General features: G+C 59.5%; 29 protein-coding genes, 1 tRNA gene and 2 pseudogenes. 20 read left to right on the top strand and 12 right to left on the bottom strand.

Annotation, left to right across the window (positions count from 1 at the left end; genetic code table 11):
- Nucleotides 1–89: 89 nt before the first annotated feature.
- The 3 genes and pseudogenes from ACQKP2_RS24410 to ACQKP2_RS24400 form a co-directional block, all read left to right on the top strand.
- Nucleotides 90–308: pseudogene (locus tag ACQKP2_RS24410) on the top strand (phosphoribosylaminoimidazolesuccinocarboxamide synthase); the annotation flags it as partial.
- An 84-nt stretch (nucleotides 309–392) separates the two neighbouring features.
- Nucleotides 393–482, top strand: a tRNA-Ser gene (locus tag ACQKP2_RS24405).
- 308 nt (nucleotides 483–790) lie between these two features.
- Nucleotides 791–991 (top strand): YegP family protein, encoded by a 201-nt coding sequence (locus tag ACQKP2_RS24400; protein WP_427580164.1) that lies wholly within the window; start codon nucleotides 791–793, stop codon nucleotides 989–991.
- A gap of 40 nt (nucleotides 992–1031) precedes the next feature.
- Here ACQKP2_RS24400 and ACQKP2_RS24395 read toward each other — a convergent pair whose 3' ends face one another.
- A complete protein-coding gene (locus tag ACQKP2_RS24395; RefSeq protein WP_427580162.1) occupies nucleotides 1032–1238 on the bottom strand; it encodes a hypothetical protein in 207 nt (68 codons plus the stop codon).
- A gap of 246 nt (nucleotides 1239–1484) precedes the next feature.
- On the opposite strand from ACQKP2_RS24395, the gene ACQKP2_RS24390 reads away from it, so the two are divergent.
- Complete coding sequence (locus ACQKP2_RS24390) at nucleotides 1485–2411, top strand: LysR family transcriptional regulator (protein ID WP_427580161.1); 927 nt, start codon at nucleotides 1485–1487, stop codon at nucleotides 2409–2411.
- 57 nt (nucleotides 2412–2468) lie between these two features.
- Nucleotides 2469–2834: a 5-carboxymethyl-2-hydroxymuconate Delta-isomerase gene (locus ACQKP2_RS24385; RefSeq protein ID WP_427580159.1), complete on the top strand. Its 366-nt coding sequence runs from the start codon at nucleotides 2469–2471 to the stop codon at nucleotides 2832–2834.
- Between the two features lie 3 nt (nucleotides 2835–2837).
- Here the strand turns inward: ACQKP2_RS24385 and ACQKP2_RS24380 are convergent, their stop codons facing one another.
- Together ACQKP2_RS24380 and ACQKP2_RS24375 are read right to left on the bottom strand one after the other, a co-directional pair.
- Entirely contained in the window at nucleotides 2838–3773 is a 936-nt protein-coding gene (locus ACQKP2_RS24380; protein WP_427580158.1) for a LysR family transcriptional regulator, read from the bottom strand.
- A 97-nt stretch (nucleotides 3774–3870) separates the two neighbouring features.
- The gene (locus tag ACQKP2_RS24375; protein ID WP_427580156.1) at nucleotides 3871–4788 is read right to left on the bottom strand and encodes a DMT family transporter; all 918 of its coding nucleotides are present in this window, start codon (nucleotides 4786–4788) and stop codon (nucleotides 3871–3873) included.
- Nucleotides 4789–5125: 337 nt separating this feature from the next.
- Here ACQKP2_RS24375 and ACQKP2_RS24370 point away from each other — a divergent pair, with 337 nt between their 5' ends.
- The 5 genes from ACQKP2_RS24370 to ACQKP2_RS24350 all read left to right on the top strand — a co-directional run bounded on the left by ACQKP2_RS24370 (nucleotide 5126) and on the right by ACQKP2_RS24350 (nucleotide 10109).
- On the top strand, nucleotides 5126–6775 hold the full coding sequence (locus ACQKP2_RS24370) for a phosphoethanolamine transferase (protein WP_427580154.1): 1650 nt from the start codon (nucleotides 5126–5128) through the stop codon (nucleotides 6773–6775).
- 72 nt (nucleotides 6776–6847) lie between these two features.
- Nucleotides 6848–7510 carry a class I SAM-dependent methyltransferase gene (locus ACQKP2_RS24365; RefSeq protein WP_427580153.1) on the top strand — a complete coding sequence of 221 codons (663 nt, stop codon included), beginning with the start codon at nucleotides 6848–6850 and terminating at the stop codon, nucleotides 7508–7510.
- A 123-nt stretch (nucleotides 7511–7633) separates the two neighbouring features.
- On the top strand, nucleotides 7634–8767 hold the full coding sequence (gene rnd, locus ACQKP2_RS24360) for a ribonuclease D (RefSeq protein ID WP_427580152.1): 1134 nt from the start codon (nucleotides 7634–7636) through the stop codon (nucleotides 8765–8767).
- Entirely contained in the window at nucleotides 8764–9057 is a 294-nt protein-coding gene (locus ACQKP2_RS24355) for a YcgL domain-containing protein (RefSeq protein ID WP_427580151.1), read from the top strand. Before rnd ends, ACQKP2_RS24355 begins: the two co-directional genes overlap by 4 nt.
- A gap of 119 nt (nucleotides 9058–9176) precedes the next feature.
- The gene (locus tag ACQKP2_RS24350; protein ID WP_427580149.1) at nucleotides 9177–10109 is read left to right on the top strand and encodes a D-2-hydroxyacid dehydrogenase; all 933 of its coding nucleotides are present in this window, start codon (nucleotides 9177–9179) and stop codon (nucleotides 10107–10109) included.
- 127 nt (nucleotides 10110–10236) lie between these two features.
- Here the strand turns inward: ACQKP2_RS24350 and ACQKP2_RS24345 are convergent, their stop codons facing one another.
- Nucleotides 10237–10830: a nitroreductase family protein gene (locus ACQKP2_RS24345; protein ID WP_427580147.1), complete on the bottom strand. Its 594-nt coding sequence runs from the start codon at nucleotides 10828–10830 to the stop codon at nucleotides 10237–10239.
- A 278-nt stretch (nucleotides 10831–11108) separates the two neighbouring features.
- Between ACQKP2_RS24345 and ACQKP2_RS24340 the strand changes: the two genes are divergently transcribed.
- Nucleotides 11109–11558: a YcgN family cysteine cluster protein gene (locus tag ACQKP2_RS24340; RefSeq protein ID WP_427580146.1), complete on the top strand. Its 450-nt coding sequence runs from the start codon at nucleotides 11109–11111 to the stop codon at nucleotides 11556–11558.
- Nucleotides 11559–11593: 35 nt separating this feature from the next.
- Nucleotides 11594–12823, top strand: a complete 1230-nt coding sequence (locus ACQKP2_RS24335) for a hypothetical protein (RefSeq protein WP_427580145.1) — start codon at nucleotides 11594–11596, stop codon at nucleotides 12821–12823.
- Nucleotides 12824–12975: 152 nt separating this feature from the next.
- Here the strand turns inward: ACQKP2_RS24335 and ACQKP2_RS24330 are convergent, their stop codons facing one another.
- The 3 genes from ACQKP2_RS24330 to ACQKP2_RS24320 form a co-directional block, all read right to left on the bottom strand.
- A complete protein-coding gene (locus tag ACQKP2_RS24330) occupies nucleotides 12976–13353 on the bottom strand; it encodes a YgaP family membrane protein (protein ID WP_427580143.1) in 378 nt (125 codons plus the stop codon).
- Between the two features lie 91 nt (nucleotides 13354–13444).
- Nucleotides 13445–13915: an RNA methyltransferase gene (locus ACQKP2_RS24325; RefSeq protein WP_046816778.1), complete on the bottom strand. Its 471-nt coding sequence runs from the start codon at nucleotides 13913–13915 to the stop codon at nucleotides 13445–13447.
- A gap of 192 nt (nucleotides 13916–14107) precedes the next feature.
- A complete protein-coding gene (locus tag ACQKP2_RS24320; protein ID WP_003222612.1) occupies nucleotides 14108–14479 on the bottom strand; it encodes a YajD family HNH nuclease in 372 nt (123 codons plus the stop codon).
- Nucleotides 14480–14680: 201 nt separating this feature from the next.
- Between ACQKP2_RS24320 and ACQKP2_RS24315 the strand changes: the two genes are divergently transcribed.
- Complete coding sequence (locus ACQKP2_RS24315; RefSeq protein ID WP_427580141.1) at nucleotides 14681–14971, top strand: hypothetical protein; 291 nt, start codon at nucleotides 14681–14683, stop codon at nucleotides 14969–14971.
- Here the strand turns inward: ACQKP2_RS24315 and ACQKP2_RS24310 are convergent.
- Together ACQKP2_RS24310 and ACQKP2_RS24305 are read right to left on the bottom strand one after the other, a co-directional pair.
- A complete protein-coding gene (locus ACQKP2_RS24310; RefSeq protein ID WP_427580139.1) occupies nucleotides 14968–15441 on the bottom strand; it encodes a Crp/Fnr family transcriptional regulator in 474 nt (157 codons plus the stop codon). The two genes, ACQKP2_RS24315 and ACQKP2_RS24310, sit on opposite strands and share 4 nt — an antisense overlap.
- A 200-nt stretch (nucleotides 15442–15641) precedes the next feature.
- Complete coding sequence (locus ACQKP2_RS24305) at nucleotides 15642–17696, bottom strand: S9 family peptidase (RefSeq protein WP_427580138.1); 2055 nt, start codon at nucleotides 17694–17696, stop codon at nucleotides 15642–15644.
- A gap of 213 nt (nucleotides 17697–17909) precedes the next feature.
- On the opposite strand from ACQKP2_RS24305, the gene ACQKP2_RS24300 reads away from it, so the two are divergent.
- The 3 genes from ACQKP2_RS24300 to ACQKP2_RS24290 are packed head-to-tail and all read left to right on the top strand — an operon-like array spanning nucleotide 17910 to nucleotide 19774.
- Nucleotides 17910–18407, top strand: coding sequence for an MFS transporter (locus tag ACQKP2_RS24300; RefSeq protein WP_427580136.1), 498 nt, complete (start codon nucleotides 17910–17912; stop codon nucleotides 18405–18407).
- A gap of 33 nt (nucleotides 18408–18440) precedes the next feature.
- On the top strand, nucleotides 18441–19217 hold the full coding sequence (locus ACQKP2_RS24295; RefSeq protein ID WP_427580134.1) for a class II glutamine amidotransferase: 777 nt from the start codon (nucleotides 18441–18443) through the stop codon (nucleotides 19215–19217).
- Nucleotides 19218–19228: 11 nt separating this feature from the next.
- Nucleotides 19229–19774 carry a DUF2937 family protein gene (locus ACQKP2_RS24290; RefSeq protein ID WP_427580133.1) on the top strand — a complete coding sequence of 182 codons (546 nt, stop codon included), beginning with the start codon at nucleotides 19229–19231 and terminating at the stop codon, nucleotides 19772–19774.
- A gap of 176 nt (nucleotides 19775–19950) precedes the next feature.
- On the opposite strand, the gene ACQKP2_RS24285 is transcribed toward ACQKP2_RS24290, so the two are convergent.
- Nucleotides 19951–20865 (bottom strand): LysR family transcriptional regulator, encoded by a 915-nt coding sequence (locus tag ACQKP2_RS24285; RefSeq protein WP_427580131.1) that lies wholly within the window; start codon nucleotides 20863–20865, stop codon nucleotides 19951–19953.
- 159 nt (nucleotides 20866–21024) lie between these two features.
- On the opposite strand from ACQKP2_RS24285, the gene ACQKP2_RS24280 reads away from it, so the two are divergent.
- The 4 genes from ACQKP2_RS24280 (at nucleotide 21025) to ACQKP2_RS24265 (ending at nucleotide 24750) form a co-directional block, all read left to right on the top strand.
- Nucleotides 21025–22311 carry an MFS transporter gene (locus tag ACQKP2_RS24280; protein WP_427580130.1) on the top strand — a complete coding sequence of 429 codons (1287 nt, stop codon included), beginning with the start codon at nucleotides 21025–21027 and terminating at the stop codon, nucleotides 22309–22311.
- Between the two features lie 62 nt (nucleotides 22312–22373).
- Nucleotides 22374–23126 (top strand): 5-oxoprolinase subunit PxpA, encoded by a 753-nt coding sequence (locus tag ACQKP2_RS24275; RefSeq protein ID WP_427580128.1) that lies wholly within the window; start codon nucleotides 22374–22376, stop codon nucleotides 23124–23126.
- Nucleotides 23123–23827 (top strand): 5-oxoprolinase subunit B family protein, encoded by a 705-nt coding sequence (locus ACQKP2_RS24270; RefSeq protein ID WP_427580127.1) that lies wholly within the window; start codon nucleotides 23123–23125, stop codon nucleotides 23825–23827. The genes ACQKP2_RS24275 and ACQKP2_RS24270 overlap by 4 nt, the downstream gene beginning before the upstream one ends.
- Nucleotides 23824–24750 carry a biotin-dependent carboxyltransferase family protein gene (locus tag ACQKP2_RS24265; protein WP_427580125.1) on the top strand — a complete coding sequence of 309 codons (927 nt, stop codon included), beginning with the start codon at nucleotides 23824–23826 and terminating at the stop codon, nucleotides 24748–24750. The genes ACQKP2_RS24270 and ACQKP2_RS24265 overlap by 4 nt, the downstream gene beginning before the upstream one ends.
- Before the next feature lie 102 nt (nucleotides 24751–24852).
- On the opposite strand, the gene ACQKP2_RS24260 is transcribed toward ACQKP2_RS24265, so the two are convergent.
- A complete protein-coding gene (locus tag ACQKP2_RS24260; RefSeq protein ID WP_427580124.1) occupies nucleotides 24853–26031 on the bottom strand; it encodes a vWA domain-containing protein in 1179 nt (392 codons plus the stop codon).
- A gap of 13 nt (nucleotides 26032–26044) precedes the next feature.
- Nucleotides 26045–26413, bottom strand: a pseudogene (locus ACQKP2_RS24255) (AAA family ATPase); the annotation flags it as partial.

Raw genomic sequence — 26413 nt, 5'->3', positions numbered from 1 at the left:
GCTGAAGAAGTTCGGTCTCACCGATGCAGAATGCGAGCAACTGGAAACACAAGGCCGGTCCACGTTGAGCGAGCGAAACAAGCTGCTGTTTTTGCGACGCCGGCCTGCTGCTGGTGGACTTCAAACTCGAATTCGGCGTGTTCAGTGACGGCTCCATCGTCCTGGGAGACGAGTTCAGCCCGGACGGCTGCCGCCTGTGGGACAAGGACACCAAGAAAAAAATGGACAAGGATCGCTTCCGTCAGGGCCTCGGTGGCGTCATCGAAGCTTACGAAGAAGTTGCCAATCGTCTGGGTGTACCGCTTTAACCGACGCAAGCATCTGATAGCACAGAAATATTTCGCGAAAGGGGGTTCGCTTCCGGCGAAAGTGTTGTTATGATGCGCGCCGTTGGAGAGATGCCAGAGTGGCCGAATGGGACGGATTCGAAATCCGTTGTACCTTCGCGGGTACCTAGGGTTCGAATCCCTATCTCTCCGCCATACATTGAAAAGCCCCGTAGCTGAATAAGCTACGGGGCTTTTTTGTTTGTTCGGCTTTTATCGGGCACAAAATGTCGGAATTGGCAGCAGCCTCATGTAAGAGATGTATGCCGTTTCGCGGGAAAATTCACTGGGCCCGGTCGCTGAATTCACAGGCCTTGAATCAGCGGTTCCTCCAGTAAATCGATGCTTTTGCCGCGAAATATCCCCTGACATTGAAGGGGTTCAACTCTTCGGATCCTCCTCTAATCTGGTAGGCGCCTTCAGCTCACGAAGCTGTCGAAACCATCATTCGCAAGGAGCGATCAATGTATTTTGAAATTTACAGACAAACCCGTGGCACCGTTCTGACGGGGAAGGGCCAATGGCGTTGGCGTTTGCGGGCGAGAAATCATGAAACCATCGCCAGTGGAGAGGCTTACGTCAACAAGGCGGATTGCGTGCATGCGATCGGCCTGACCAAGGGGACGTGCGATCAGACCCCGGTCAAGGAGATTCAGGGGCGGTGAAGCTGCTCAGGCCGAGCAGCTTCCTTTCAATCAGGCGAACTCAGGGTTGCGAGTGGCCCAACTTTCTTTTGATCAGGTCGTAGACGTCCTTGTGGGTGGAGTTGTGCAGGGATTTATCCTTGCAGGCCATTGTCAGGAAGTTCTTCACTTCTTCCTTTGCGTGAGGGTAAAGGCCGGCAACGTATTCGGCTTCGTGTGGCTGGGTGCAGTTGAAGTGTTTGTCGTCTTTGGCTTTATCTCTTGCCATTGAGCAGCTCCTTTGAGTTCGCAGGGTGGTTGTTGACCAAGGCTGTTTGGGCCAAGGTTCCCTGAGCTTAGGAGCGCAAAAACGTCTCGCCATCTGGTCTGTGAAATCAGGAAGAGACTGTAGGACCGATCATGTGCGCGCATTTGCATTAAACGCAAAATTGCTTGAAGCATTCATTTGGTCGCATAGACGCCGGTTGCGACACCTCCCTAAACTGTCGAAAGTTTTTGGGCGCGGGGGCAATGGATGAATCGCAACGAGCTACGCAAGGCCGACATCAATCTGATGGTGGTGTTTGAAACACTGATGATCGAGCGAAATGTCACCAAGGTGGCCAAGAAGCTGTTTCTTGGCCAGCCGACCATCAGCTCTGCGCTCAATCGCTTGCGTGCGATGTTCAACGACCCGTTGTTCATTCGCGTAGGTCACCGTATGGAGCCGACGGCGCGGGCCGAAGAGATTTTTCGGCATCTGTCGCCAGCGTTGGATTCACTGTCGGTGGCCTTGAGCCTGACCCATGACTTTGACCCGGGCAGCAGCACCATGACTTTTCGTATCGGCATGTCCGACGATGTCGAGTTCGGCCTGTTGCCACCGCTGTTGCGCGCGTTGCGCCAGGAAGCGCCGAAGGTGGTTTTCGTGGTGCAGAATGTCGACTCCTGGCGCATTCCCGACTTGCTGGCCGCAGGCGACATAACGGTTGGAATCAGCCAGACCCGGGGGTTGCCGGCCAATGCCAAGCGCAAACTGTTGCGCTACATCCACCCTTGTGTGCTGCGCGCCGACGCCTCCGATACGCCGCTGACGGTCGATGAGTATTGTTCGCGTCCACACGTGCTGGTGTCCCACATCGCCAACGTCAGCGGGTACGCGGATGAGTGGCTGGCGCAGATCGGGCGTTCGCGCCAGGTGGTGCTTTCCGTACCCCAATACAGTTCGTTACCGGCATTGCTGGCCGGTACCGATCTGATTGCCAGCCTGCCGGATTACACCGCCGAAGCGATGGCGGCGTCCGGACAGCTGTTCAAGGAACCCTTTCCGTTCAAGACCGCGACCCTTGAACTGTCCATGGTCTGGCTCAGTCATGTCGATAGTGACCCTGCCGAACGCTGGCTGCGTTCGCGAATTGAAGCCGTCATGGGTGAGCGCAATTTGTTGTCATTGCCTCAGTGATCGCGGCAGTGCCCTGTTCCGTGTACGAACTTTTCTCTGAATTAAAGGAGTTTTGCCATGCCCCACCTGCACCTGGAATACACCGCCAACCTGCCTGAATTGAATGCCGACGTGGCGTTGCTGCGTCTGAACAATACGCTTGTGGCTTCCGGTCAATTCGCTGCCGAGTTCGATATCAAGAGCCGCGCTGTGAAGGTTGAGACTTTCAAGGTAGGGACGGCATTGGCGGAGCGGGCGTTCGTGCATGTGAAGCTGGCGCTGTTGAGCGGGCGTTCGTCGCAGATCAAGCAACAATTGTCTGAAAGCCTGCTGGCGGTTGTGAAGGATCTGTGTGAATGGCCTGTCGGGGTTGAAGTCCAGTTGTGCGTGGAAATTCTCGACATCGATCGCGATTCGTACACCAAGACGACCATCGGCATGTGACCTTCAGATCATAGGTGGCTCGGCGCAGGCCCTGATCACCTGTTCGCGCAGCCAGGTGTTGGCGCTGTCCTGGTCGACACTCTGGCTCCAATGCATGTCGAGGGTAAAACCCGGCAAGCCATCCGGCGCCTCACGGTGATCGAAAAGCGTCTCGTGGGCCAGCAAGCGTTGAATGCGTCGAGGCAGAGTAAGGATGAAATCGGTGCCTGTGATCATCTTCAATGCTGCGCTGTAGCTATTGGCTCGCGCCACGATCTGCCGCTGCAGGGCCTGCTGCGCCAGCCAGCCGTCAACCATATTCGAGGCGGATGTCCAGGGAGTGGGAAATACATGTCGGCGTTCGACGAAAGCCGGCAGGCTCATGCGTGGCTCCTGCGAGCCAGCCCGTTTGTCGAGGACGCAGACCAGATCATCTTTCATCAGTGCCTGTACATTGAAGTCCATGGGGCTGCGATGAAAGTTCGGACCGAAACCGATCGCAAGGTCGAGGCTGCCGTCACGCAACTGTTCGACCGGTATGTCGACTTCCAGCTTGTGTACATTGATCGTCACCGGGAGATCGGCAGCGCCGAAGTTCTTCACCAGGCGTGGCAGGACCAATTGCTCAAAGTATTCCGGTGCGCAGATGTTGAAGGTCGCCGGCTGCAACTTCGGATCGAATGCAGGCGCGCCGGCATGGCACAGGTTGATGCATTCCAGGGTTTTCAGTATGTGGGGATACATGTTGCCGGCCTTGTAGGTCGGGCGCATCCCGGTGCGAGTGTTGATGAACAGTTCGTCTTCGAAGCAGCTGCGCAATTTTTTCAGGCTGTAACTGACGGTGGACTGGCTGACGCATAATCTCTCGGCCACCTCGGTGACATTGTTTTGCTCATACACGGCAGCAAACACCATCAGGTCCTGCATATCCAGCTTTCGTAGCGCGTTACTGTTGAGCATCCATTCTGTCTCACCGTGTCGGTTGCGCCGATCGTGCGCAAACTTGTGCGAATGATCCTAGCGCAAGGAAGGCGTGAGGAGAGTAGCGCGCAAGCATTCAGTTCTGAACCGTTACGGGTATCGAGCGTCGGCTGGCCATCAGCAGCGACAGCATGCCGACTCCCACCAGAACGGCACCCACTATTTCCAGCGGCATGGGCGACTGGTGCCACCAGAGCCAGTGAAACAGCGTGAGCAGCAGTGTGCTCAGGTAGATGTAGGAAATCACCGAGGACGGAGCGATCACGCCAATGGCTCGATGCAGTAGCCAGAAAGTCGCCAGGGTGGCAAACAGTGCAAGGTACACCAGCCAGGCAACATCACTCATCGCCAGTAATGACGCAGATCGCCATCCGCCACTGTAACCGCAGAATGCCAACAGAAACGAAGCGCCAGACAGCATGTTCCAAAAAGTCATGCCCACCGGCCCGCGCCCCTTGAAACACCTGGCCTTCAGGCGTTGGCTGAGGGGCGGATAGAGCGCCATCGCCAGGCAGCCGACGCCATATACCGATAACGCATACAGTGAGGGCAGTTCGCCTGGACCGGCACCTTTCATCACCAGCAATATCGCACCGGTAGCGGCAACCAGCATCGGCAGCAGCCGTTGTTTAAGGTTGTTATCGGGCATCAATACCGCTTCGATAGCCAGCGTCAGCAGTGGCACCAATGTGAACATCGTTCCGGTATTGACTGCCGAGGTGTAGCGCAGCGCCTCGAACAGCGAGCCGAAGTACACCGCCAGCAGCAAGCCGAGCACACCGTGGCCGAGCAGCCCGCGAACGGTCATCGGACTATCGCCGTTGACCAGCAGCAAAGGCAGAAACGCCAGGGCGCACAACAGCAGGCGCAAGCCAGTCAGCAGAATCGGGTCGATCGCCTGATTGACCTGGGCAGCAGCGGAAAACGAGGCCGCGATCAACAGGGACCATAGCAACATGCCCGCATGGGCAAAGGCGAAGCTGCGCTGATTCATGGTGCAAGACTCGGGGCCGTGGGAAGGTGGGAGTTCGATTAGGCGTGTATGCGGCGGTGACGGCAAACCAGAAAGTCTGGACAGCCATTTGGAAATTAAATACCTGCACGGGGCTCGGGCGTTTGAAGAGGGCGGGGGAGGATGGCGAGCCAGCCTGAACAAGGGCTGAACAACTCGCAAATAAACTGAAGGTTTCATTTGCAGTTTTCAGCCCAACCAATCCTTGGCTTCCTTTTCACAAAAAATTGATGGTTGGCTAACTAAAGTTAGGGGTGCCGGGGCCAATGAAAATTTCACATTTGCCAAGGGCACTTCTTTTCAGGAACCGCCGATCACCATGTTGAAGATGAAAGCCGTGCGCCCGGAATGGGTGACACTGATTGCCAGCGCCTTTTTGTTATTTGCCTTCAATTTTGTGTTGTGGCAGCACCTTTTCGAGATCACCGCGGCCGATGGCAAAGGCATTGTCATGCGCGTTGCTTTCGGCGCAATGATCCTCGCAGCGTTCAATATCATTCTGACCTTGCTGGCATTCCGTCCCGTCATGAAGCCGGTGCTGACCGCGCTGTTCATGATCAGTGCCGGCGTGGCGTATTTCATGAGTCAGTACGGTGTACTGATCGATGCCGGGATGTTTCGCAATTTTGCTGAAACCAATGCCACGGAAGTACGTGACTTACTGTCGCTGAAGCTGTTTCTTTACATTCTGTTGTTGGGCGTTTTGCCCTCGTGGTTGTTGTGGAAAACCCCGGTCAACTACCGTCGTTGGCATCGCGAACTGCTCAGCAAGCTTCTGGTGGGTGTTGCCTCGGCTGCAGTCATCGGTGGCGTGGCGCTGATCAACTATCAGGGACTTTCGTCGTTGTTTCGCAATCACCACGAGCTGCGCTTGATGGTCGTGCCAAGCAACTACATCGGTGCATCTTTCGGGTATTTGCGCGAGCAGGTCGCGTCTGCGCAGCAGCCCTTTGTCAAAATTGGCGAAGATGCCCAGCGTAATCCCGCCTGGCAAAATCATGAACGCAAATCCCTGACTGTACTGGTGGTGGGTGAAAGCGCCCGCGCCGAAAACTTCGGCATCCTCGGCTATCAGCGCGACACCACGCCCAAACTCAGTAAAGAGGCGGGGCTGATCGCTTTTACCGATGTGCACTCCTGCGGCACGGAAACCGCTGTGTCCGTGCCTTGCATGTTCTCCAACATGGGCCGCCAGGATTACAACGCCAGCAAGGCGAAGAACCAGGAAGGCCTGCTGGATGTGCTCAAGCGTGCCGGTCTTGATGTGATCTGGCGTGATAACCAGTCCGGGTGCAAAGGCACTTGCGACCGTGTGACGCTCGATGATGTCAGTGACTTGAAGGACCCGGCCCTGTGCGCCAACAGTGAGTGCCGCGACGAAATTCTGCTGCAAGGGCTGCAGCACTTTATCGATAACCTGGATAAAGACACGGTATTGGTGCTGCACCAGATGGGCAGTCACGGTCCGGAGTACTTCAAGCGCTACCCGAAAGAATTCGAACGCTTTACCCCGGTTTGTGAAAGCAACGCACTCAATAATTGCGACCGCGAAAGTATCGTCAATGGTTACGACAATACGCTGGTGTATACCGACCATGTGCTGTCGACACTGATCGATCTGTTGCGCAGCAACCAGAACAAGGTCGATACCGCGATGTTGTATCTGTCGGATCACGGCGAGTCCCTGGGCGAGTACAACCTGTTCCTGCACGGCACGCCTTACATGCTGGCACCGGACCAGCAAAAGCATGTGGCGATGTTGGCCTGGTTCTCGGACAGCTATCAGAAATCGTTCAAGGTGGATGCCCATTGCCTGCAGTCGATGCGTGAAAAGCCCTTGAGCCAGGACAACCTGTTCCATTCGATGCTGGGGCTGCTGGAAGTCGACAGCAAGGTCTACAACCAGGAGCTGGATATGTTTGCCGGCTGCCGTGGACCGGGTGTCGATGGGGCGTTGGCCCGCCAATGAGTCACTCGACCTTTTCTCGCGCAGCGGCCACCGACCGGCGGCCATTCAAATGATCTTCAAGAGCTATTGAACATGCCTGCCCAGCCACCATCGGCCATTGAGCTTGAGTTCGCCCGGCGTTATGACCAGGAGCATGCCCGCGTCTGTTCGCAGCCTCGCGCGCAAGACCTGGCCGGGCGCCTGGCGTTGTGGCGTGAGGAGCAACTGGTGCGCCACGCGCTCAAGGTCGCCGGTGAGCCGGGGCTGATCCTCGATGTAGCGTGCGGTGTGGGGCCGTTCTGGCCGGTTTTGGCCGAGCATGCAAATCGGGTGATCCTGGCGACCGATCCCTCCCAGGACATTCTCGATCATGCGCGGACCCACCATCCCAAGAGCCTGCTGAAACGGATCAGGACCTTTCAAAGCTCCGCCTTCACCATTGGTCTGTCGGCGAATGCGGTGGATTGCATCTTTTGCATGCAGCTGTTCCAGCACCTTTGCAGTCCCGAGCACCGACTGGCGATGCTCGGCGAGTTTCACCGGGTCAGTCGCGATACGGTCATTGTTGCGGTACGTGTCGGGGGGCGTTTCAAGACGCGGCGCCTTGATGCGCAGACTGCCGAAACCTCTCCACTGGCCAGCAAGGCCGAAATGGAAGCCGAGTTCAAGCAAGCGGGTTTTTCCGTACTCCGCCATCAGGACTTCCTGCCCGTTTGGGCGCCGATGCGGGTTTACGTGTTGCGTAAGGTCGGCTAGTACGGCGTTGTAGGGCTATTCTTTTTTCCAAGCAGGTATTTTCGCTAAAGCTCTTGTTCAGTGGATACGCGGAAATCGCCGGGGGCGATATATACTGCGCGCCATTCTTCAAGGGAGAGCCGTGTGGCCATCGATATTCACTGGATTCGCGACAACGATAGCCTCGGCCGGTTTTGCGCCGAGTGGCAGCAATTGCCATACGTTGCCCTCGACACCGAATTCATGCGGGTCGAAACCTTCTATCCGATTGCCGGCCTGCTGCAGGTGGGCGATGGTGCGCGGGCGTACCTGATTGATCCGCTGACCATCGACAACTGGCAACCCCTGGCCGCATTGCTGGAAAACCCGGCGGTGGTCAAGGTCGTCCATGCCTGCAGCGAAGACCTCGAAGTCCTGTTGCGTCTGACTGGCAGCTTGCCGGTGCCGCTGTTCGACACACAACTGGCTGCCGCTTATCTGAATCTGGGCTTCTCCATGGGCTATTCGCGGCTGGTGCAGGAAGTGCTCGGCATCGATCTGCCCAAGGGTGAAACCCGTTCCGACTGGCTGCAACGTCCGCTTTCCGAGACCCAGATCAGTTATGCCGCAGAAGATGCCGTGCATCTCGCGGAGGTTTTCGTACAGCTGCGTCCGAAGCTTTCCGATGAAAAACTCGCCTGGGTCCTGGAGGACGGGGCCGAGTTGGTGGCCAATCTGCGCCGGGAAGTCGATCCGTACGAGGTTTATCGCGACGCCAAACTGGCGTGGAAACTGTCCCGAGCCCAACTTGCCGTGCTGCGCGAACTTTGCGCCTGGCGCGAGCAACAAGCCCGGGCCCGTGATTTGCCGCGCAACCGTATCATTCGCGAGCATTCGTTGTGGCCCCTGGCTCGCACACAACCGGACAACCTCGGTGCGTTGGCGAAAATCGAAGACATGCATCCGCGTACCGTGCGTCAGGATGGCGAATTCCTGCTGGAGCTGATCAAGCGTACTGGCAGTGTGTCCCCAGACCAGTGGCCTCCAGCCATACCGGAGCCGTTGCCGGTGGAAGCCGCAGCGCTGCTCAAGCAAATGAAAGCGATTGGCCAGGCCGCGGCCGAGCGTCTGAACATCGCGCCGGAGCTGATGCTGCGCAAGAAAACCCTGGAAGCACTGCTCAAGAGCGGCTTCCCCAATGGTCCCTATCAATTGCCCGATTCGCTGCGTGGCTGGCGCCGCGAATTGATGGGCCAGGCGCTGCTCGACAGCCTGGCCAACGCCGGAGAACAGCCTTGAAACGTATTTGTTCCATTTACCGCAGTGCGAAAAAAAACGAAATGTACCTCTATGTGCTCAAGGCCGATGCCCTTGAGCGCGTCCCGGAACCCCTCATGGCGGCCTTCGGCAAGGCCATTCACGCCTTCGACCTGGTGCTGACACCCGAGCGCAAGTTGTCGCGCGAGGACATTACCGTCGTTCTGGAAAACCTCGACAAGCAGGGCTACCACCTGCAAATGCCGCCGGCTGAAGAGGAATACATCGAACACTTGCCGGAAGAGTTGCTACGACGCAACGACCCGGTCTAATCGGCGTCAGGGCTCGGTTCAGAGCCGAACTGAAACTCTGGAATAATGATGGCGATGGCCTTGACGGTGCCACCACACACCGTCGATGGCTGTCTGCAGCTTTTTTGAAAGGTTGAAAGATGCGCGTTCTGATAGCTGAACACGACCACGCCGTGTATGCCCAACTGCTGCGTGAGGCAGCGCCGGATCTGGAGGTATTGACCAGTGGCGACTCCGCCGAACTGGCCCGCCAGGCCGCCGAGTGCCCGGTCTGGCTCGGCCAGCCCGACCTGCTGGCGACGCTGTTGCGCCAGGGACATCAGCCGCAGTGGTTGCAGTCGACCTGGGCCGGCATCACCCCGCTTCTGGCTGACGGCCTGCCACGACATTATCGACTGACCCGCGCCGTGGGGATCTTCGGTCAGGTCATGGCCGAGTACGTGCTCACCTACATGCTTGGCCACGAACGTGAAGTGCTGGCACGGTTGGTCAGCCAGGTCGAGCGCAAGTGGGATAACCGTCATGGCCAGAGCCTTGCGGGGCGCAAGGTGCTGATCGTCGGCACCGGTGATATCGGCCAGACGGTGGCGCAGTTCCTCGTGCCTTTTGGCGTGGAGCTCTATGGCGTTGCCAGCGAAGCCCGCGAACAGGCGCCGTTTGTCGAAGTCGGCTCGCTGGCTGACTTGCCACGGTTGGTCGGCCTGGTGGATTACGTGATCAATCTGCTGCCGAATACGCCGAAAACCCACGATATCTACAATGCCGCGCTGTTCAGGCAGTTCAAGCCGACAGGGTTGTTCATCAACGTCGGTCGAGGTGTGGCGGTGGTCGATGCGGACCTGGTGAACGCCTTGAAAGAAGGGCATCTGGTGGGCGCCGTGATCGACGTCTGCCGTCAGGAGCCACTGCCGCAGCGCCACCCGTTCTGGACGGCCTGGGGATTGCTGTTGACCGGCCACAGCTCGGCACCGACGTCGCCATCCTTGATGACGAAACTGTTTGTCGAGAATCTGAAGGCCTATCAGGCGGGCGAGGCATTGCGCGGGGAAGTTGATTTCACTCGCGGCTACTGACCCCGCGCTGAAAGCCTGTAGGAGCCGAGCTTGCTGGCGATTGCGGTCTCACAGTCACCATTGATGTTGAATGTGATGTCCTCATCGCCAGCAAGCTTGGTTCCTACAGTCGGGTTTTCGGTGTGGCTTAAAGGGTGAAGTCGCCTTCGGTCGCCAGTTCGCTCAGCGGACGGCGCGGGCTCGGTACTTCACGGGCCTGGAGGTACTCGGCCAGGCTGGCCTTGTCGCCCAGTTTGCCCACTGCCACGGCAGCGTGCAGGGCATAGCCTTGGGGAATGTTCAGCTCCTTGCGGGTCAGCTCCTGATCGAAACCGGCCATGCCGTGGGTGTGCCAGCCGCTCAGGCTCGCTTGCAGCGCCAGGTGGCCCCAGGCCGAGCCGGTGTCGAAGGTGTGCCACAAGGCCGGGGTTTCTTCGGCAGCGCCAGGCGCTGCGAAGGTGGTTTTGGAGATGATGATGACCAGTGCCGAGGCGTGTTGCGCCCAACTGCGGTTGAACTCGTTCAGCAGCCCCAGGTAACGCTCCCAGTTCGGTGTATCGCGACGTGCGTAAAGAAAGCGCCAAGGCTGCGAGTTATAGGCCGATGGCGCCCAGCGCGCGGCTTCGAAGAAGCTCAGCAGGGTTTCCTCCGGGATGGTTTCGCCTGTGAAGGCGCGGGGCGACCAGCGATCGGTGAACTGAGGGTCAATGGCGAAATCGGCAACGCGTGGGTTTGCACTCATCAAGAGATTCCTTGCTACGTTTGAAAGTGTGGGACGTCTGAAACCTGCGGACGCAGTCGGGTCGAGCGAAAAGATGATCCAGAGCCGCTGCGGGGGCATCGCCATGCAATACGCTCGAGCGTTAATGGCTCGCAGGCCGGTTCCTTGCGACTGGCAAAGCTACTTGGCGGCGCAAAAACTGACAAGTCCGATCTACCGGTAGTCGCCAATGCTTGGCCCGTGGGGCCGTGCGCACTAGACTGGCGGCCTTTTCACCACCTGATGTTGATGCTTGAGCCATGGCCGCCAAAGTCGAACCGTTCTGGATACGCAAAACCCTCGATCAACTGGATCAGGAGGAGTGGGAATCGCTGTGCGACGGTTGTGGCCTGTGCTGCCTGCAAAAGCTCGAGGATGAAGAGGACAACAGCGTCTATTACACGCGCATCGCCTGCAAATTGCTGGACTTGAAAACCTGCCAGTGCAGCGATTATCCGAACCGTCGCGAGTCCGTCCCCGATTGCATCCAGCTGACGCCGGGCAAGGCCGACGAATTCAAATGGTTGCCGCCGACCTGCGGCTACCGTCTGGTCAGCGAGGGCAAGGACCTGCCGCTGTGGCATCACCTGGTGTGCGGCGATCGCGATGCGGTCCATCACGAACGTATTTCCCAGTCCGGGCGCATGTTGGCCGAAGGCAGCGTGGCAGAAGAGGATTGGGAAGACCATCTGATTTTCCGGGCGGGTTGAGCATCCGGCGAGTCTCGTTTGACCAAGGAGTGTGTATGGCTGTGGGATGGCGGCAGGCGTTGGTCGTTGGACTGTTGACCCTGAGCTCATCCGCCTGGGCGGCAAAGAAGGTGGATCTGGATTATCACGTGCGTCTGTTGCCACAGAGCGACCAGGCTGAAGTGCGCCTGACGCTGGCACAGGGTTCGGCAGTGCGCAGCCTGGATTTCAATCTGGGTGACGGCAGCCGTTACAGCGACTTCAAGGCCGACGGACAGTGGCAATTGACACCGGGTCAGCCGGCTCGTGGCGTCTGGCGTCCGACTGCTGACAAGGCCAGCCTGACATACCGCGTACGAGTCAGTCATACCCGCAAGAACGGCAGTTTCGACACGCGCATGACGCCGGCCTGGGCCTTGTTGCGTGGCGACGATCTGGTTCCGGCCGCCAAACTCGATCAGCAGGACGGCAGCGAACTGGTGTCACGCCTTGAGTTCGAGCTGCCCACTGGCTGGAAAAGCGTCGAGACCGCCTGGCCGCGGATCGGCAAGAACAAGTTCCGCATCGACAATGGATCGCGCTTGTTCGACCGACCCACGGGCTGGATGCTCGCCGGACATCTTGGCAGCCGTCGCACACGGCTCGGGGAAACCGAAGTCACGGTGGCTTCGCCCAGGGGGCAGGGCATGCGACGCATGGATGTACTGACGTTGCTGACATTCGTCTGGCCGCAAGTACAAGCCGTGTACCCCCGCCATCCCGCCAAATTGCTGATTGTCGGGGCCAACGATCCGATGTGGCGCGGCAGCCTCGCGGCGAATGAGTCGATCTACCTCAACAGCCATTTGCCGTTGGTCAGCGAGAGCGGCAGCAGTGCGCTGGTGCGTGAGCTGGCGAAGCTGTTCGGCCAGATCAATGGCCAGCAGCGCAGTGACTGGGTCAGCGAGGGCTTTGCCGAATATTACGCCATCGAACTGCTACGCCGTGCCGGCGGCATGAGTGACGATCGCTACCAGAGCCTTCAGGAACGATTGGCCAGGGACAGCCAGAAAGTCACGACCTTGCGTGGCGAGCAACTCACGTCGGCGCAGGTTTCCAGGGCCGTGGTGTTAATGCAGGAACTGGATCGCGAGATTCGCCTGAAGACGCGTAACAAGCGTTCCCTGGACGATGTACTGCGTGGCGCGATGCGTTTGGGCAATGTGGACACCAAGGCATTCGTGCAGCTCAGTGAGAGCGTGATTGGCGACTCTTCCAGGGTGCTGGATAGCGAGCTGCTTCAGTAACACCGCCTTCGCGGGCAATGGTCGATGCACTCCTGTAGGAGCGAGCATGCTCGCGATGGATTCATTAACGCCGCGTTTAACCAGGTAAACAGGCGTTTTCGTTGACGACCATCGCGAGCATGCTCGCTCCTACAGGCGAACAGAATCTTGTATCAAACCCCGGTTTTCGGCGACTTCAACGAATCATTTGCGGTCACTGTCGCGGTTTTGGTCGCCGCCTCGGCATTGGCTTTCAACGCCTTCAAATCTTCACCGGCACGCTGGATTTTCGCCCGCACGGTGTTCATGTCCTGGCGGCTCTTTTCCAGCAGGCTTTTCGCCGAGCTGTGCCCGGTGATTCCACGGGCCAGGGCGACACCGCCGATGGCCACCTGGATCAGGCCGAAGAGGCCGCCACGACGCAGTCCCTTGCCGACCATGACCATGCCGCCGGCCAGGGAACCGATGCGCTCCCAGCCCTGGACGTTCTGATCGGAATGGGTCTGGAACGGCGTGGATTCGATGCGCTCTACGCGTTTGAGTTCGCTCATGATCTGTCTCCAGTCTGGAAGGGCGGCTTGGGTCACGAATAATCAGCTGACTGCCAAGGCACTCGGCTTGTTCCCACGGATGCGCGGCAACTCAGCGGAATTTCGGTCCCGAACGAGTATTCAGGCCTTTGGCCATGCGGTCATACAGCACGACATTGACCGTGGCGGCCAGGTTCATGCAGCCGGTGGTCGGAATGTAGACCACGTCTTCGCACCAGTCGCGAATCTCTTTATCCAGCGAGCCGTCCTCCGGCCCGAAGATGTACAGCGCGCGGTCGGGGTGAGTGTATTCGGGCAGCGGTCGTGCGCCGTCGACCAGTTCCACTGCGACGGGGACGCAGTTCAGAGGCAGTATTTTCTTCAGGTCGTCGATGCCGATCAGCGGGATATCGTAATGCACGCGCTTGGTATCGGTGACGAAGTCGGCGGCGCGCTCGTAGCGTTTGCCGGTGTAGAACACCGATGCCACGCCATAACAGCCAGCGGCGCGCATCACCGAACCGACGTTCTCCGGTGATTTGGGGTTATACAAACCAATGCAGCTGTACCGTTTGTCTGCCACGAGCGGGGTGCCTTTCGAAAAAAAGCGCGATTATACGGGGATTGGGGGCAGGGTGGTCAGTTTGTAAATGGGTGGTGTTTGGGCAATTGCTATCGCGAGCAGGCTCGCTCCCACATGGGATCTGTGGTGTGCACAAATCTAATGTGGGAGCGGGCTTGCCCGCGATGGCGTCCGTTCAGACGCTGAAAATCTTCAGTCTTCTTTCTTCATCAGCCCGGCCAGCGCGGCGAACGGATTGTGGGTCGCCTTGGCGATTTTCGGCGTGCTCAACGAGCCGTCGCCGAAATACTGCTGGTCGGTGTAGCGCGAGTGTTCGTTGTCATGGCAGTACAGGCACAACAATTCCCAGTTCGAGCCGTCCTGGGGGTTGTTGTCGTGGTTATGGTCGCGGTGGTGCACGGTCAGCTCGCTCAGGCGCTTGCCGGAGAATTCACGGGCGCAGCGGCCACACACGTGCGGGTACATCTTCAGGGCCTTGTCACGGTAGCCCATTTCCTTGTCGCGCTGGTTGTCGGCCAGGATGCGGTCCAGCTTCGACGTATTGGTTGGGGTGGACGAACTCATGGGTTCACCTTTGTTGAAAGACTAATGACGGTAATGATCAAAGTTTAGCGCAGCCCATGACCGGATTCGAACAGGTCGCCGCTTTTGGCAATGGAAACGATCCATGGGCTTTGCCTTGCATTAAATAGGTGACAACGGGTAAAGCAAACGGATGTCGTTGGGAGTAGCCTGCAATGGACACCAAGGCCAACGGAGCCATTGATGAAGCGCATCATTCTAACGGTCATGACGCTGGCCGCGCTGTCGGTCAGCGCAGCGCAGGCCCAACCACTGCAACCCACCCCCGTCAGTCCTGCGCCGACGCCCGGCTCACCGGGCACTGCAACGCCCACGCCGTATCCACAGATATCTCCCGCGCCACTGCCGAAAGTCGGCCCCGGCAGTGGTGGTCCGCCCCTGGTCCCCATCGAAATGCCCAGCCCGCCGACCAAGGACCAGCCGGTGCCGGGGATCGAACAGAACCCACCGAAGGTCAAGCCGCCAGGCGGTTAAACCTGCTGCGACAGCAATTGTCCGTCGACCATGCGCAAGCGTTTGGAGAGGGAAACCGCGAGGGCGCGGATGATCTTGGCGGCGATTTTCGGGGCGTCGTTGAGCATCTTTTCCAGTGAGTCCTTGCCCAGGTTGAGCAACTGGCAGTTGCTCGCCGCCACGCAACTGGCCGAGCGGCGTTCACCATCGAGCACGGCCATTTCACCGAAGGCGCGACCGCTGCGCAATGTGGCGATAGTCACCAATTGCCCGTCGCTGGTGGTTTTTTGCACGGCCACCTGCCCGGTGTGGATGATGCACATGAAACTGCCGGCATCACCTTCGTGGAAAATCTCCTCGCCCTGGGCAATCGTGCTGATACTGAAATAGCCGGAAGCTGCGGCGAAGTCCGCCGGCTGCAATTGATTGAACAGGCCGCAGTCCATCAGCCAGTCGCGGATTTCGTTGTTCAGCAGGGTCGTTTCTGGCATGTCGGGTGATCTTTCTTTTGTTCTGGATTCCGGGCTGGCCATTTCTCGTAGGAGCGAGGCTTGCCCGCGAATGCAATGTCACTTTCAACCTTGATGTTGAATGTGTAGCCCATTCGCGGGCAAGCCTCGCTCCTACAGGCGACCGTATTGTATCGGCCTCTGGCGTTCGCAATTAAGACCGGTTCATCGGGCCAAGTTCCTCAGGCAACCCCCAAAATCCTGAACAAAAATGCGTATTCGAGCGCTACGTCACGCAATCCTTGATAACGCCCGCTCATGCCGCCATGCCCGGCACCCAGTTCGGTCTTGAGCAGCAGCAGATTGTTGTCGGTTTTGGTCGCACGCAATCTGGCGACCCACTTGGCAGCCTCCCAATACTGCACGCGACTGTCGTTGTAGCCAGCGATCACCAGAGTGGCCGGATATGCCTGCGCGGTCACGTTTTCGTAGGGGGCGTAAGCCTTGATCCGATCATAGACATCCGGCTCTTGCGGGTTGCCCCACTCGTCGTACTCGGTAACGGTCAATGGCAGGTCCGGGTCGAGCATGGTGTTGAGTGCATCGACGAACGGTACTTCGGCTATGGCGGCACCAAACAACTGCGGCCGTTGATTGAGCACCGCGCCGATCAACAAACCGCCGGCGCTGCCGCCGCTGATCGCCAGCTGGGGGGCGGTGGTCAAGCCTTGGTCAATCAGATGCTCGGCACAGGCGATGAAATCGCTGAAGGTGTTGTGCTTGTGCTCCTGTTTGCCGGCGCGGTACCAGGCTTCCCCCAGTTCGCCACCGCCGCGCACGTGAGCGATGGCAAACGCCATGCCGCGATCGAGCAGGCTCAGGCGGGCGTGGGAGAACCAGGGATCGAGGCTTTCGCCATAGGCGCCGTAGCCATACAGGTACAGTGGCGTCGGCTTGCCGAGCGAGTCGCGCTTGACCACCAGGCTGATCGGTACTTGCGTGCCGTCAGGCGCCGTGGCCCACAGGCGTTGGCTGACGTAGGCGTCGGCGTCGAACGGGCCGAGCACCGGGGTTTGCTTGAGAACCTGTTGCTCGCCGGTGGATAACTGCAACTGACGGATCTGCGCCGGACGGTTCAATGCCTCGTAGCGCAGGCGAATGCGCTCGCTGACGAACTCCAGGCTGTTTTGCACATGCAGGCTGTAGGCCGCGTCCGGCAGTTGTACCCGGTAACTCGGCAGGTTCAGCGGGTGGACTTCGATGATCGGTAACCCGCCTTCGCGCAGGCTCAGGGTCATGGCGCCGGCGTTCAGGCTCATGCCTTCGATCATCACCGTATCGCTATGGGGGACCAGGTTGTGCCAGTCGGCCTCGGCCGGTGCCACGCCTGTGTCGACGGCGGTGTACAGGGCGAAATTGATGCCATCGCGATTGGTGCGGATAAACCAGGTCCATTGGCCGTCAAGTGCGCCATGGTCGACATCGTATTCATGCTCTTCGACCCGTGGCGCGACACAGGCAAAGGCTTGTTGCGGCTGGTTGGCGTCCAGGACCCAGACTTCGCTGGTGGTCTTGCTGCCCAGGGAGAGCAGCAATTGCTGCTCGGAGCTTGAGCGGTAGCAATGCAGGAAGAAGCGGCCGTCCGGCTCATGGAAGACTTCTTCGGCCGCCGTGCCATCCAGGCGATAGCGAAACAGTTTGTGCGGACGATGGGTGTCGTCCAGCTCGCCGAAAAACAGAGTCAGGCTGTCATTGGCCCAGGTCATGCTGCCATCGCAGTCCTCGAACGCCAGTTCACTGACGCGTCCGTCGGACAACTCCTTCACGAACAGTGTGTAGATCTCATCGCCCGTGGAATCGATGCTGTAGGCCAGGCGCTGGTGATCCGGGCTGATGCTGAACGCGCCCAGGGAAAAGAAGCCACCATTGGCCAGCACGTTCGGGTCCAGCAGCAGTTGTTCCCGGCTTTCATCGAGTTGCAGGCTGTCATCGGCCGGGCGCGGGCAGCGGTAGTGGCGTGCATATTCGTCACCCGCCGTGGTGCGGGTGTAGTACAGGTAGGGTCCCCACGGTGAGGGCAGGGACAGGTCGGTTTCGAGAATCCGGCCCTTGATCTCCTGGAAAAGGGCTTCGCGAAGTTCGGCCTGATCGGCGGTCTGTGTTTCCTGGTAGCTGTTTTCAGCCTTGAGGTAATCGAGCACGGCAGGGGTGTCGCGCTCCTGCAGCCAGGCATACGGGTCATTGCCTTCGGCCTTGTGGGCGATCGGGGCGTCGCAAATGTTGGCAGATAGAGGCATGAAGGACTCTCGAACAGTGTACGAATTGGGATGATTAACCTGTAGGAGCGAGCCTGCTCGCGATTGCGATTTGTCAGTGATAAAAAAGACAACTGGCACACCGCAATCGCGAGCAGGCTCGCTTCCACAGGTTGTGAATCTGGCGCGACAGGCATTGGTGCAGCCTGACGTGCGAAAAGCCGTTATCATAAGCGCCTCTTTGCCTGCCTTGCCATGGACACCATGACCGAGAACGACTATCTGATCGCCTGGGGCCTCTACGCCTTCGCCGCCTTGGGCTGCTTGTTGGTGTGGATGCGGATCACCCGCTGGATGTGGCGCTGGTTGCGCGAGCCGCTGCGTTTGCTGATGGCGGTGCTGCTGATCAGCCCGACCATCATCGACCCGGTGAAGGAAAAATTCGCTCCGGCGGTTGCCATTACGGCCCTGGACCTGTTGTTCAAGGTCGGCAACAACGCGTGGCGGGCAATTTCCGATCTGTTCATGTACGGCATGATCGCTTTCGCCATTTACCTGGTGTTCGTGGCGATCCGTTTCCCCATCGAACGCGCCGCCAAGGCCCGCCGGGAGAAGGCCGCCGCTGCCAAGGCCGCCGCTCTGGCCGATGAACCGCACGAGGACCAGCCTTTCGGCGGTGCCGGTGATGATCGCTACGGCCGTCCTCCCGTGCCGAGCAATCCCCAGCGTATGCGGGTCGAGCCCCGCCTGTAACCTTGCCCCTGCGATTTTTGCGAGAGTCCAAGCATGTGTGAGTTATTGGGCATGAGCGCCAATGTCCCGACCGATATTGTGTTCAGCTTCACCGGGTTGATGCAGCGTGGCGGGCGAACCGGCCCGCATCGCGATGGCTGGGGTATTGGGTTTTACGAAGGTCGCGGCTTGCGCCTGTTTCAGGACCCGGCGGCGAGCTGCGAGTCGGAAGTCGCCAACCTGGTGCAGCGCTACCCGATCAAGAGCGAAGTGGTGATCGGGCACATCCGCCAGGCCAACGTCGGCAAGGTCTGCCTGTCCAATACCCATCCGTTCGTACGCGAGTTGTGGGGCCGCAACTGGTGTTTCGCCCACAACGGCCAGTTGGCGGACTTTCAGCCGACGGCCAGCTTCTATCGCCCCGTTGGCGATACCGACAGCGAAGCGGCGTTCTGTGATTTGCTCAATCGCGTGCGAGCGGCGTTCCCCGAGCCGGTCGAGGTGGAAGAACTGCTGCCGTACCTGGTCGCCGCCTGCGCCGAATATCGCAGCAAAGGCGTGTTCAACTGCCTGCTCAGCGATGGCGACTGGCTGTTCTGCTATTGCTCGACCAAACTCGCGCAGATTACCCGGCGTGCCCCGTTCGGGCCGGCGCGTTTGAAGGATGTCGATGTAATCGTCGATTTCCAGGCCGAAACCACGCCCAACGACGTGGTCACGGTGATCGCCACCGAACCCTTGACCGAAAACGAAACCTGGACCCGTTACGAACCGGGCCAGTGGAGCCTGTGGCGACGCGGTGAATGCGTCAGCCAGGGCAGGACCGAATAAGGATTCACCTCATGTTGCTCAGTTACCTAAGGCTGGTGTTGTTTGCGGCGGGCCTGTTGATCGGTGTCCAGGTGCCGGGGTTCATCAATGATTACGCCAAGCGGGTCGAAGCGCATCTGATTGAGGTGCAGGCCGGCTTGACCGGCTTCCAGGGCACGGCCAATCAGTTCTTCAAGGGCGATATGCAGGCCCTGGTGGCTCATTACCGTGCCAGCGAAGACCCGGTCTTTCGCAGCGATGCCGACAGCCTGAGCAACCTGCTGACCCGCCAGCTGGCGCTGGACAAGCAATTCCAGGCGATGCAGGGGCCGTGGTACATCCGCGTGCTGCAAGTGGTGCTGGCCGCCGACCCGGACATTCGCATGGAAACCTGGAATGGCTACAGCTACCAGATTCTATTGACGCCGCAGGCAATGATCTGGGGCTTGAGCGGCGCGATGTTGCTGTCGTTTGGCCTGGAATGCCTGTATCGCCTGATCGACTGGGTCGTGCTGGGCGGCAAGCGCCTGCGTCAGAGCCGGCCGATCGAAGAGCGGGACCTGCGCGGGCTGGATTGATCGACCTGTGGGAGCTGGCTTGCCAGCGATGACGGCCTGTCAGCCAATCTGACTTTGTTGGATGTATGCCAACCCTGTGGGAGCGAGCCTGCTCGCGATTGCGATTTGTCAGTGACAAAAATGACGATTGGCACACCGCAATCGCGAGCAGGCTCGCTCCCACAGGATCAATCAAATCATCGCGCTAGCGTGATGTAACGCTCACCCACCCTGCGCGCATACCCCTCCAGCACCTGCTGGGACAACGCGACAATTTCCTCGACCCACTCCACACCCACTCGCCACGACACCACAACCTGCAAATCCGGTGGGCATTGATCGATGGCCAGCAGGGTCAGTTCCCCGCGCGCCAGTTCTTCGGCCACCAGCACCGGAGGCAAGGCGCCGATACCGAACCCGTCGCGCAGCAGGCGGGTAATCGCCGATACCGAATTCACGCAGTTCAGTCGTGGTGCCGGGACACCGTTGGCTTGCATCAGGGCCAGCACCTCCTGATGCGGATGGGAGTTTTTCGAGTAGGTAATGATTCGCTCGTTCGCCAGGTCGGCCACCCCGCAATACTCGCGGTTGTACAGGGAGTTGCTGGCGACGATCCAGCCCATTGGATGGCTGGCCAGCTCCAGGCTGCGTACGCTTTCCTGACGCAACAGATCGGTTTGCAGGATGACATCCAGAAAGCCTTTTTGCAGCTGATCGCAGAGGTTCAGCGAGGTATCGGCGACCAGCTCGATTTCCACCAGCGGGTAGTGATCGGTCATCTGCGCCACCAGCGGGCTGAGCCAGGTATGGATCACCGTGTCCATCACGCCGATGCGCACGCGACCGGCCTTGCTCGAGCGGGTTTCGATCGACTGTTTGAGCGCCTGCATGGTGTCCATCATCTGCTCGGCGTAATCGAGCACTTTCAGGCCTTCCGGCGTCAGGCTGACGCCACGTGAATCGCGCAGAAACAGCTTCACTCCCAGCTCGCCTTCGAGTACGGCGATGCGACTGGATATCGACGCCTGGGTGGTGAAGAGCTTGTCGGCGGTGAGGCGGAAACTCTTGAGTCGGGCGACCCAGACAAAGGTTTCGAGAAACTTCAGGTTCATGGGCGGCTCGGGGGGGATAAAAATTTCTTATGTCTGGGGCGGGTTTTTATTCGTTGGACGCAACAGGGACGGCCGCTCAAGAATCAGGCCATCCGGTTCCCACGATAGGCGTCGTCGGGGCTTCGAACAATACCAATAAAATCAGCGCGGAGAATTGCCATGAGTGCGCCCGACACCCCCGCCATTTCGAAAGCCACGGCTAGCCCGGGACCTTTCGACTGGTATCGCAACATCAATCAGCAGGAGCGCCGCGCTTTCTGGAGCTGCAAGATCGGCTACGGCCTGGACGGCATGGACACCCAGATGCTCAGCTTCGTTATCCCGACCCTGATTGCCATGTGGGGCATCACCACCGGCCAGGCCGGGCTGATTCACACCAGTACCCTGATCGCGTCGGCCATTGGCGGCTGGGTCGCCGGGATTCTCTCCGATCGCATCGGCCGCGTGCGCACCTTGCAACTGACCGTGCTGTGGTTTGCCTTTTTCACTTTTCTTTGCGGCTTCGCCCAAAGCTATGAGCAACTGCTGATTGCCCGCACCCTGATGGGCTTCGGCTTCGGTGGTGAATGGACAGCCGGCGCGGTGCTGATTGGCGAAGTCATTCGCGCCAAGGACCGTGGCAAGGCCGTCGGCATGGTGCAGTCGGGCTGGGCATTGGGTTGGGGGCTGACAGCCATCCTGTACGCATTGCTGTTTTCGGTGCTGGCGCCGGAGGACGCCTGGCGCGCCCTGTTCATTCTGGGCATCGTCCCGGCGATTTTCGTGATCTTCGTCCGCCGCCTGGTCAAGGATCCGGAAATCTACCGTGAGGCCAAAGCCAGGGAAGAAACCAGCCAGCCGTCGAAGTTCTACGAGATTTTCGCTCCCGGCATGCTGTTCACCACGATCCGTGCTTCGCTGCTGACCACCGGCGCACTGGGCGGCTACTACGCCATCACGTCCTGGCTGCCGACTTTTCTGAAGAACGAACGTGGCTTGAGCGTACTCGGCACGGGCGGTTATCTGGCGATGGTGATCATCGGCTCCTACGTCGGCTATGTCATCAGCGCTTATCTGACCGACCTTCTCGGGCGCAAGAAGAACTTCATCCTGTTCGCGGTCGGTTCGTTCACCATTGTCTTGCTGTACACGCAAATGCCGGTCAGCAACGGCGTGATGCTGTGGCTGGGCTTCCCGCTGGGCTTCTTTGCCTCGGGGATTTTCAGCGGCATGGGGGCGTTCCTGACCGAGCTGTTTCCTACGCGCATTCGCGGCTCAGGCCAAGGCTTTTGCTACAACATCGGTCGGGCACTGGCGGCTTTGTTCCCGCTGTTGATCGGGCTGCTCAGCCAGAAAGTCCCTCTGAGCCTTGGCATCGGGGCCTTCGCGGCAGTGTCTTATGGCGTGGTGATCCTCGCGGCGTTGAGCCTGCCGGAAACCCGCGGCAAGCAACTCGATACGCAGTAACTGGTAACCTGCGGGGCAATTGTCCTACGGTCAAAAAGATAAAAATTACAGGAGTGTTCACCATGAGCCGCCTGCTATTGAATTGTGACATCGGCGAAAGCTTCGGCAACTGGACCATGGGGCTGGATGCGGAAGTCATGCCCTTCATCGATTGCGCCAACATCGCCTGCGGTTTCCACGCCGGCGATCCCGGCATCATGCGCAAAACTGTCAGTCTGGCCCTCAGCCACGGCGTGCGGATCGGTGCCCATCCGGCCTATCAGGACCTGGCGGGATTCGGCCGCCGCTCCATGGCCTATACCGCGCAGGAGCTGCAGGACATCCTGCACTACCAGATCGGTGCGCTCGACGGTATTTGCCGGGCCCAGGGTGGTCGGGTCAGCTACGTCAAACCTCATGGCGCGATGTACAACGACATGATGGCCAACCCGGCGCAACTGCGCGCGGTGATGCAGGCCGTGGCGGCCTATGACCGCAGTCTGCCCTTGATGCTGATGGCCACCCGCGACAACCGTGCCGCGCAGCAGTTGGGCGATGAGTACGGCGTGACGCTGTGGTTCGAGGCCTTCGCCGATCGCGCCTATGACAATGCCGGCATGCTGGTGTCACGGCAACTGCCGGGGGCGGTGCATCACGATCCGGAAAAAATCATCGAGCAGGCGCTCATCATCGCCCGTGGCGACCACCTGACCGCCAGTGATGGCAGTGCCCTGCATTTGCAGGCCAACACCCTTTGCGTGCACGGTGACAACGCCAGCTCGGTCGCCGCCGTGCAACGCATCCGTCAAGCCTTGAATCAGCAGGACGCGTCATGAAGCTGCGGGTGGAAGTGGTCGCGCTCGATTGCCTGATGGTGCGTCTTTTCGACGAGATCGCCGAAAGCAACATGCCCTGGATGCTGGCGGCCAGCGAAAGTCTGCGCGCTGCGTTCGCAGAGCATCTGATCGACCTGGTGCCGTCCTACACGACCTTGATGGTGAACTACGACCTGACCGCGTTGAGCCCGGCACAGGCCCGGGAATTGATCGGCGAGGCACTGATCGACCTGTCGCCGAACGCGCATGCGCGCGGCACCTGCCATGTGCTGCCAGTGTGGTACGACTTGAGCGTGGGGCCGGAGTTGAGTCTGTTATCGCAGCGCAGCGGGTTGCCGGTAGCGCAGGTCATCCGCCAGCACAGCGAGCGTGAATATCAGGTGTTCGCCCTGGGCTTCGCACCGGGGTTCGCCTTCATGGGCCTGGTGGATGAGGTGCTTGCCGCGCCGCGTTTGAGCACGCCGCGCAAAAAAGTCGCCGCCGGCAGTGTCGGCATTGCCGAGCGGCAGACGGCCGCTTATCCGGTGGTGTCGCCGGGAGGCTGGAACCTGATCGGGCGCACACCGGCGAAACTATTTGACCGCAACCGTGATGGCTACAGCCTGATGCAACCAGGTGACACCGTGCGTTTCGAAGCGGTCGACCATGCCGAGTTCATCCGTTTGGGCGGTGACGACACGCCGCTGGAGGTCCTGGCATGAGCCGTCTGACCATTGAAGCGAGTACGCCGCTATGCCTGTTGCAGGATGCCGGACGTTTCGGCGTGCGACATCTGGGGGTGACTCAAGGCGGCGGGCTGGATTGGCGCTCGATGTCCTGGGCCAACTGGCTGTTGGGTAACGGTTTGAATGCGCCAGTGATTGAGATCACCCTCGGTGGGTTCACGGTGGTGGCTGAAGATGACTGCCTGCTGGCGCTGGCCGGCGCGGATCTGGGGGCGCAGCTGGACGGCGAGGTGTTGGCACCCTGGCGCAGTTTCAGGCTGCACAAAGGCCAGCGATTGCAATTCACCCAGCCCTTGCTCGGTGCTCGCGCCTATCTGGCCGCGCCGGGTGGTTTCGATGCGCCCAAAGTGCTGGGCAGCAGTGCGACGGTCGTGCGCGAGGAACTCGGCGGGCTCGATGGCATGGGGCGCGCTTTGAGCAAAGGCGCGACCTTGAGCTATTCGGGCAATGCCGTGATGTTGCTGCGGGAGATGACAGGGGACCAGCGACCGGACCTGAGCGGCAATGCACCCCTGGACCTTGTTCTGGGGGCACAGGTTGGCGAGTTCAGCGGACAAAGCCTGTTCGATGCTTTCAACAGCGAGTGGAGCCTTGACAGCCGCGCCGACCGGATGGGCATTCGTCTGTTGGGCAAGGCGTTGCAATACCAGGGCAAACCGATGATCTCCGAAGGCATCCCGCTCGGTGCAGTCCAGGTGCCACCCGATGGGCAGCCGATCGTGTTGCTCAATGACCGGCAAACCATTGGCGGTTATCCGCGCCTGGGGGCGTTGACGCCGTTGGCGTTGGCGCGGCTGGCGCAGTGTTTACCCGGGGCGCAGGTGCGGTTGCGGCCGGTGGTGCAGGATGTGGCTCACCGGGAGCACATCAAATATTTGCAGCGCTTCAGTTACCGCTAAAAGCATCGCGAGCAGGCTCGCTCCCACAAGGGATGTGTGAACGCCACAGATCCAGTGTGGGAGCGAGCCTGCTCGCGATTGCGTCCGACCGGACGACGAAGATTACTTGGACAGAAACCGCATCCCTTCTTCCAGGCCACGCAAGGTCAGCGGGTACATCTGGTCCTCGATCAGATCGCGCACGATATTGGTCGAGGAGGTGTAGCCCCAGGTGTCTTTCGGGTAGGGATTGATCCAGATGAGCTTCTTGAACTGCTCCTTGAAGCGCTGCATCCACACATAGCCCGCTTCTTCGTTCCAGTGCTCGACGCTGCCACCGGGCTGGGTGATTTCGTAGGGCGCCATGGCGGCATCGCCGATGAAGATCACTTTGTAGTCGGCACCGTACTTGTGCAGCAGATCCATGGTCGAGGTGCGCTCGGAAGTGCGGCGCATGTTGTTCTTCCACACCGATTCATAAATGAAGTTGTGGAAGTAGAAGTACTCCAGGTGCTTGAACTCGGTCTTGCAGGCCGAGAACAGCTCTTCGCAAACCTTCACATGGGCGTCCATCGAGCCGCCGATATCGAACAGCAGCAACAACTTGACCGTGTTGCGCCGCTCCGGGCGCATCTGGATGTTCAACAACCCGGCATCGCGGGCGGTGTGGTCGATGGTGCCGTCGATATCCAGTTCTTCGGCGGCGCCCTGACGGGCGAATTTGCGCAGGCGGCGCAGGGCGACCTTGATGTTGCGCGTACCCAGTTCGACCTGATCGTCGAGGTTCTTGTACTCGCGCTGGTCCCAGACCTTGACGGCCTTGCCCTGACGCTTGCCGGCGTCGCCGACCCGAATGCCTTCGGGGTTGAACCCGCCGGAGCCGAAGGGGCTGGTACCGCCGGTGCCGATCCACTTGTTGCCGCCGGCATGGCGTTCCTTCTGTTCTTCCAGGCGTTTCTTGAATTCTTCGATCAGCTTGTCCAGACCGCCCAGGGACTGAATCGCGGCCCGTTCTTCATCGGTCAGGGAGCGTTCGAACTCCTTGCGCAGCCAGTCTTCGGGGATCAATGCCTGCAAATGGTCATCGAGTTTTTCCAGGCCATTGAAGTAAGCACCGAAAGCCCGGTCGAATTTGTCGAAATGCTTTTCGTCCTTCACCAGGATCGCCCGGGACAAGTAATAGAACTCGTCCATGTCGGCGAAGGTCACGCGCTGCTTGAGCGCGTTGATCAGGTCCAGCAGTTCGCGTACCGACACCGGTACCTTGGCTGCGCGCATTTCATTGAACAGATTGAGCAGCATGGCGATCAGCCTCTTAGCGGGTGCCGCGACGACTCATGAACGCCAGGCGCTCAAGCAATTGCACGTCCTGTTCGTTCTTGACCAGGGCACCGGCCAGCGGCGGGATAGCCTTGGTCGGATCGCGTTCGCGCAGTACCGCTTCGCCGATGTTGTCGGCCATCAGCAGTTTCAGCCAGTCCACCAGCTCGGAGGTCGAGGGCTTCTTCTTCAGGCCCGGTACCTTGCGTACGTCGAAGAACACGTCCAGCGCTTCGCTGACCAGGTCTTTCTCGATGTCCGGGTAATGCACATCGACGATTTTCTGCAGGGTGGTGCGGTCGGGGAAGGCGATGTAGTGGAAGAAGCAGCGGCGCAGGAAGGCGTCCGGCAGCTCTTTCTCGTT

This window comes from Pseudomonas sp. NPDC089569 (assembly GCF_050280625.1).
In the GTDB taxonomy this organism is placed as follows: domain Bacteria; phylum Pseudomonadota; class Gammaproteobacteria; order Pseudomonadales; family Pseudomonadaceae; genus Aquipseudomonas.
This window is presented reverse-complemented; position numbering and strand designations above follow the sequence as displayed.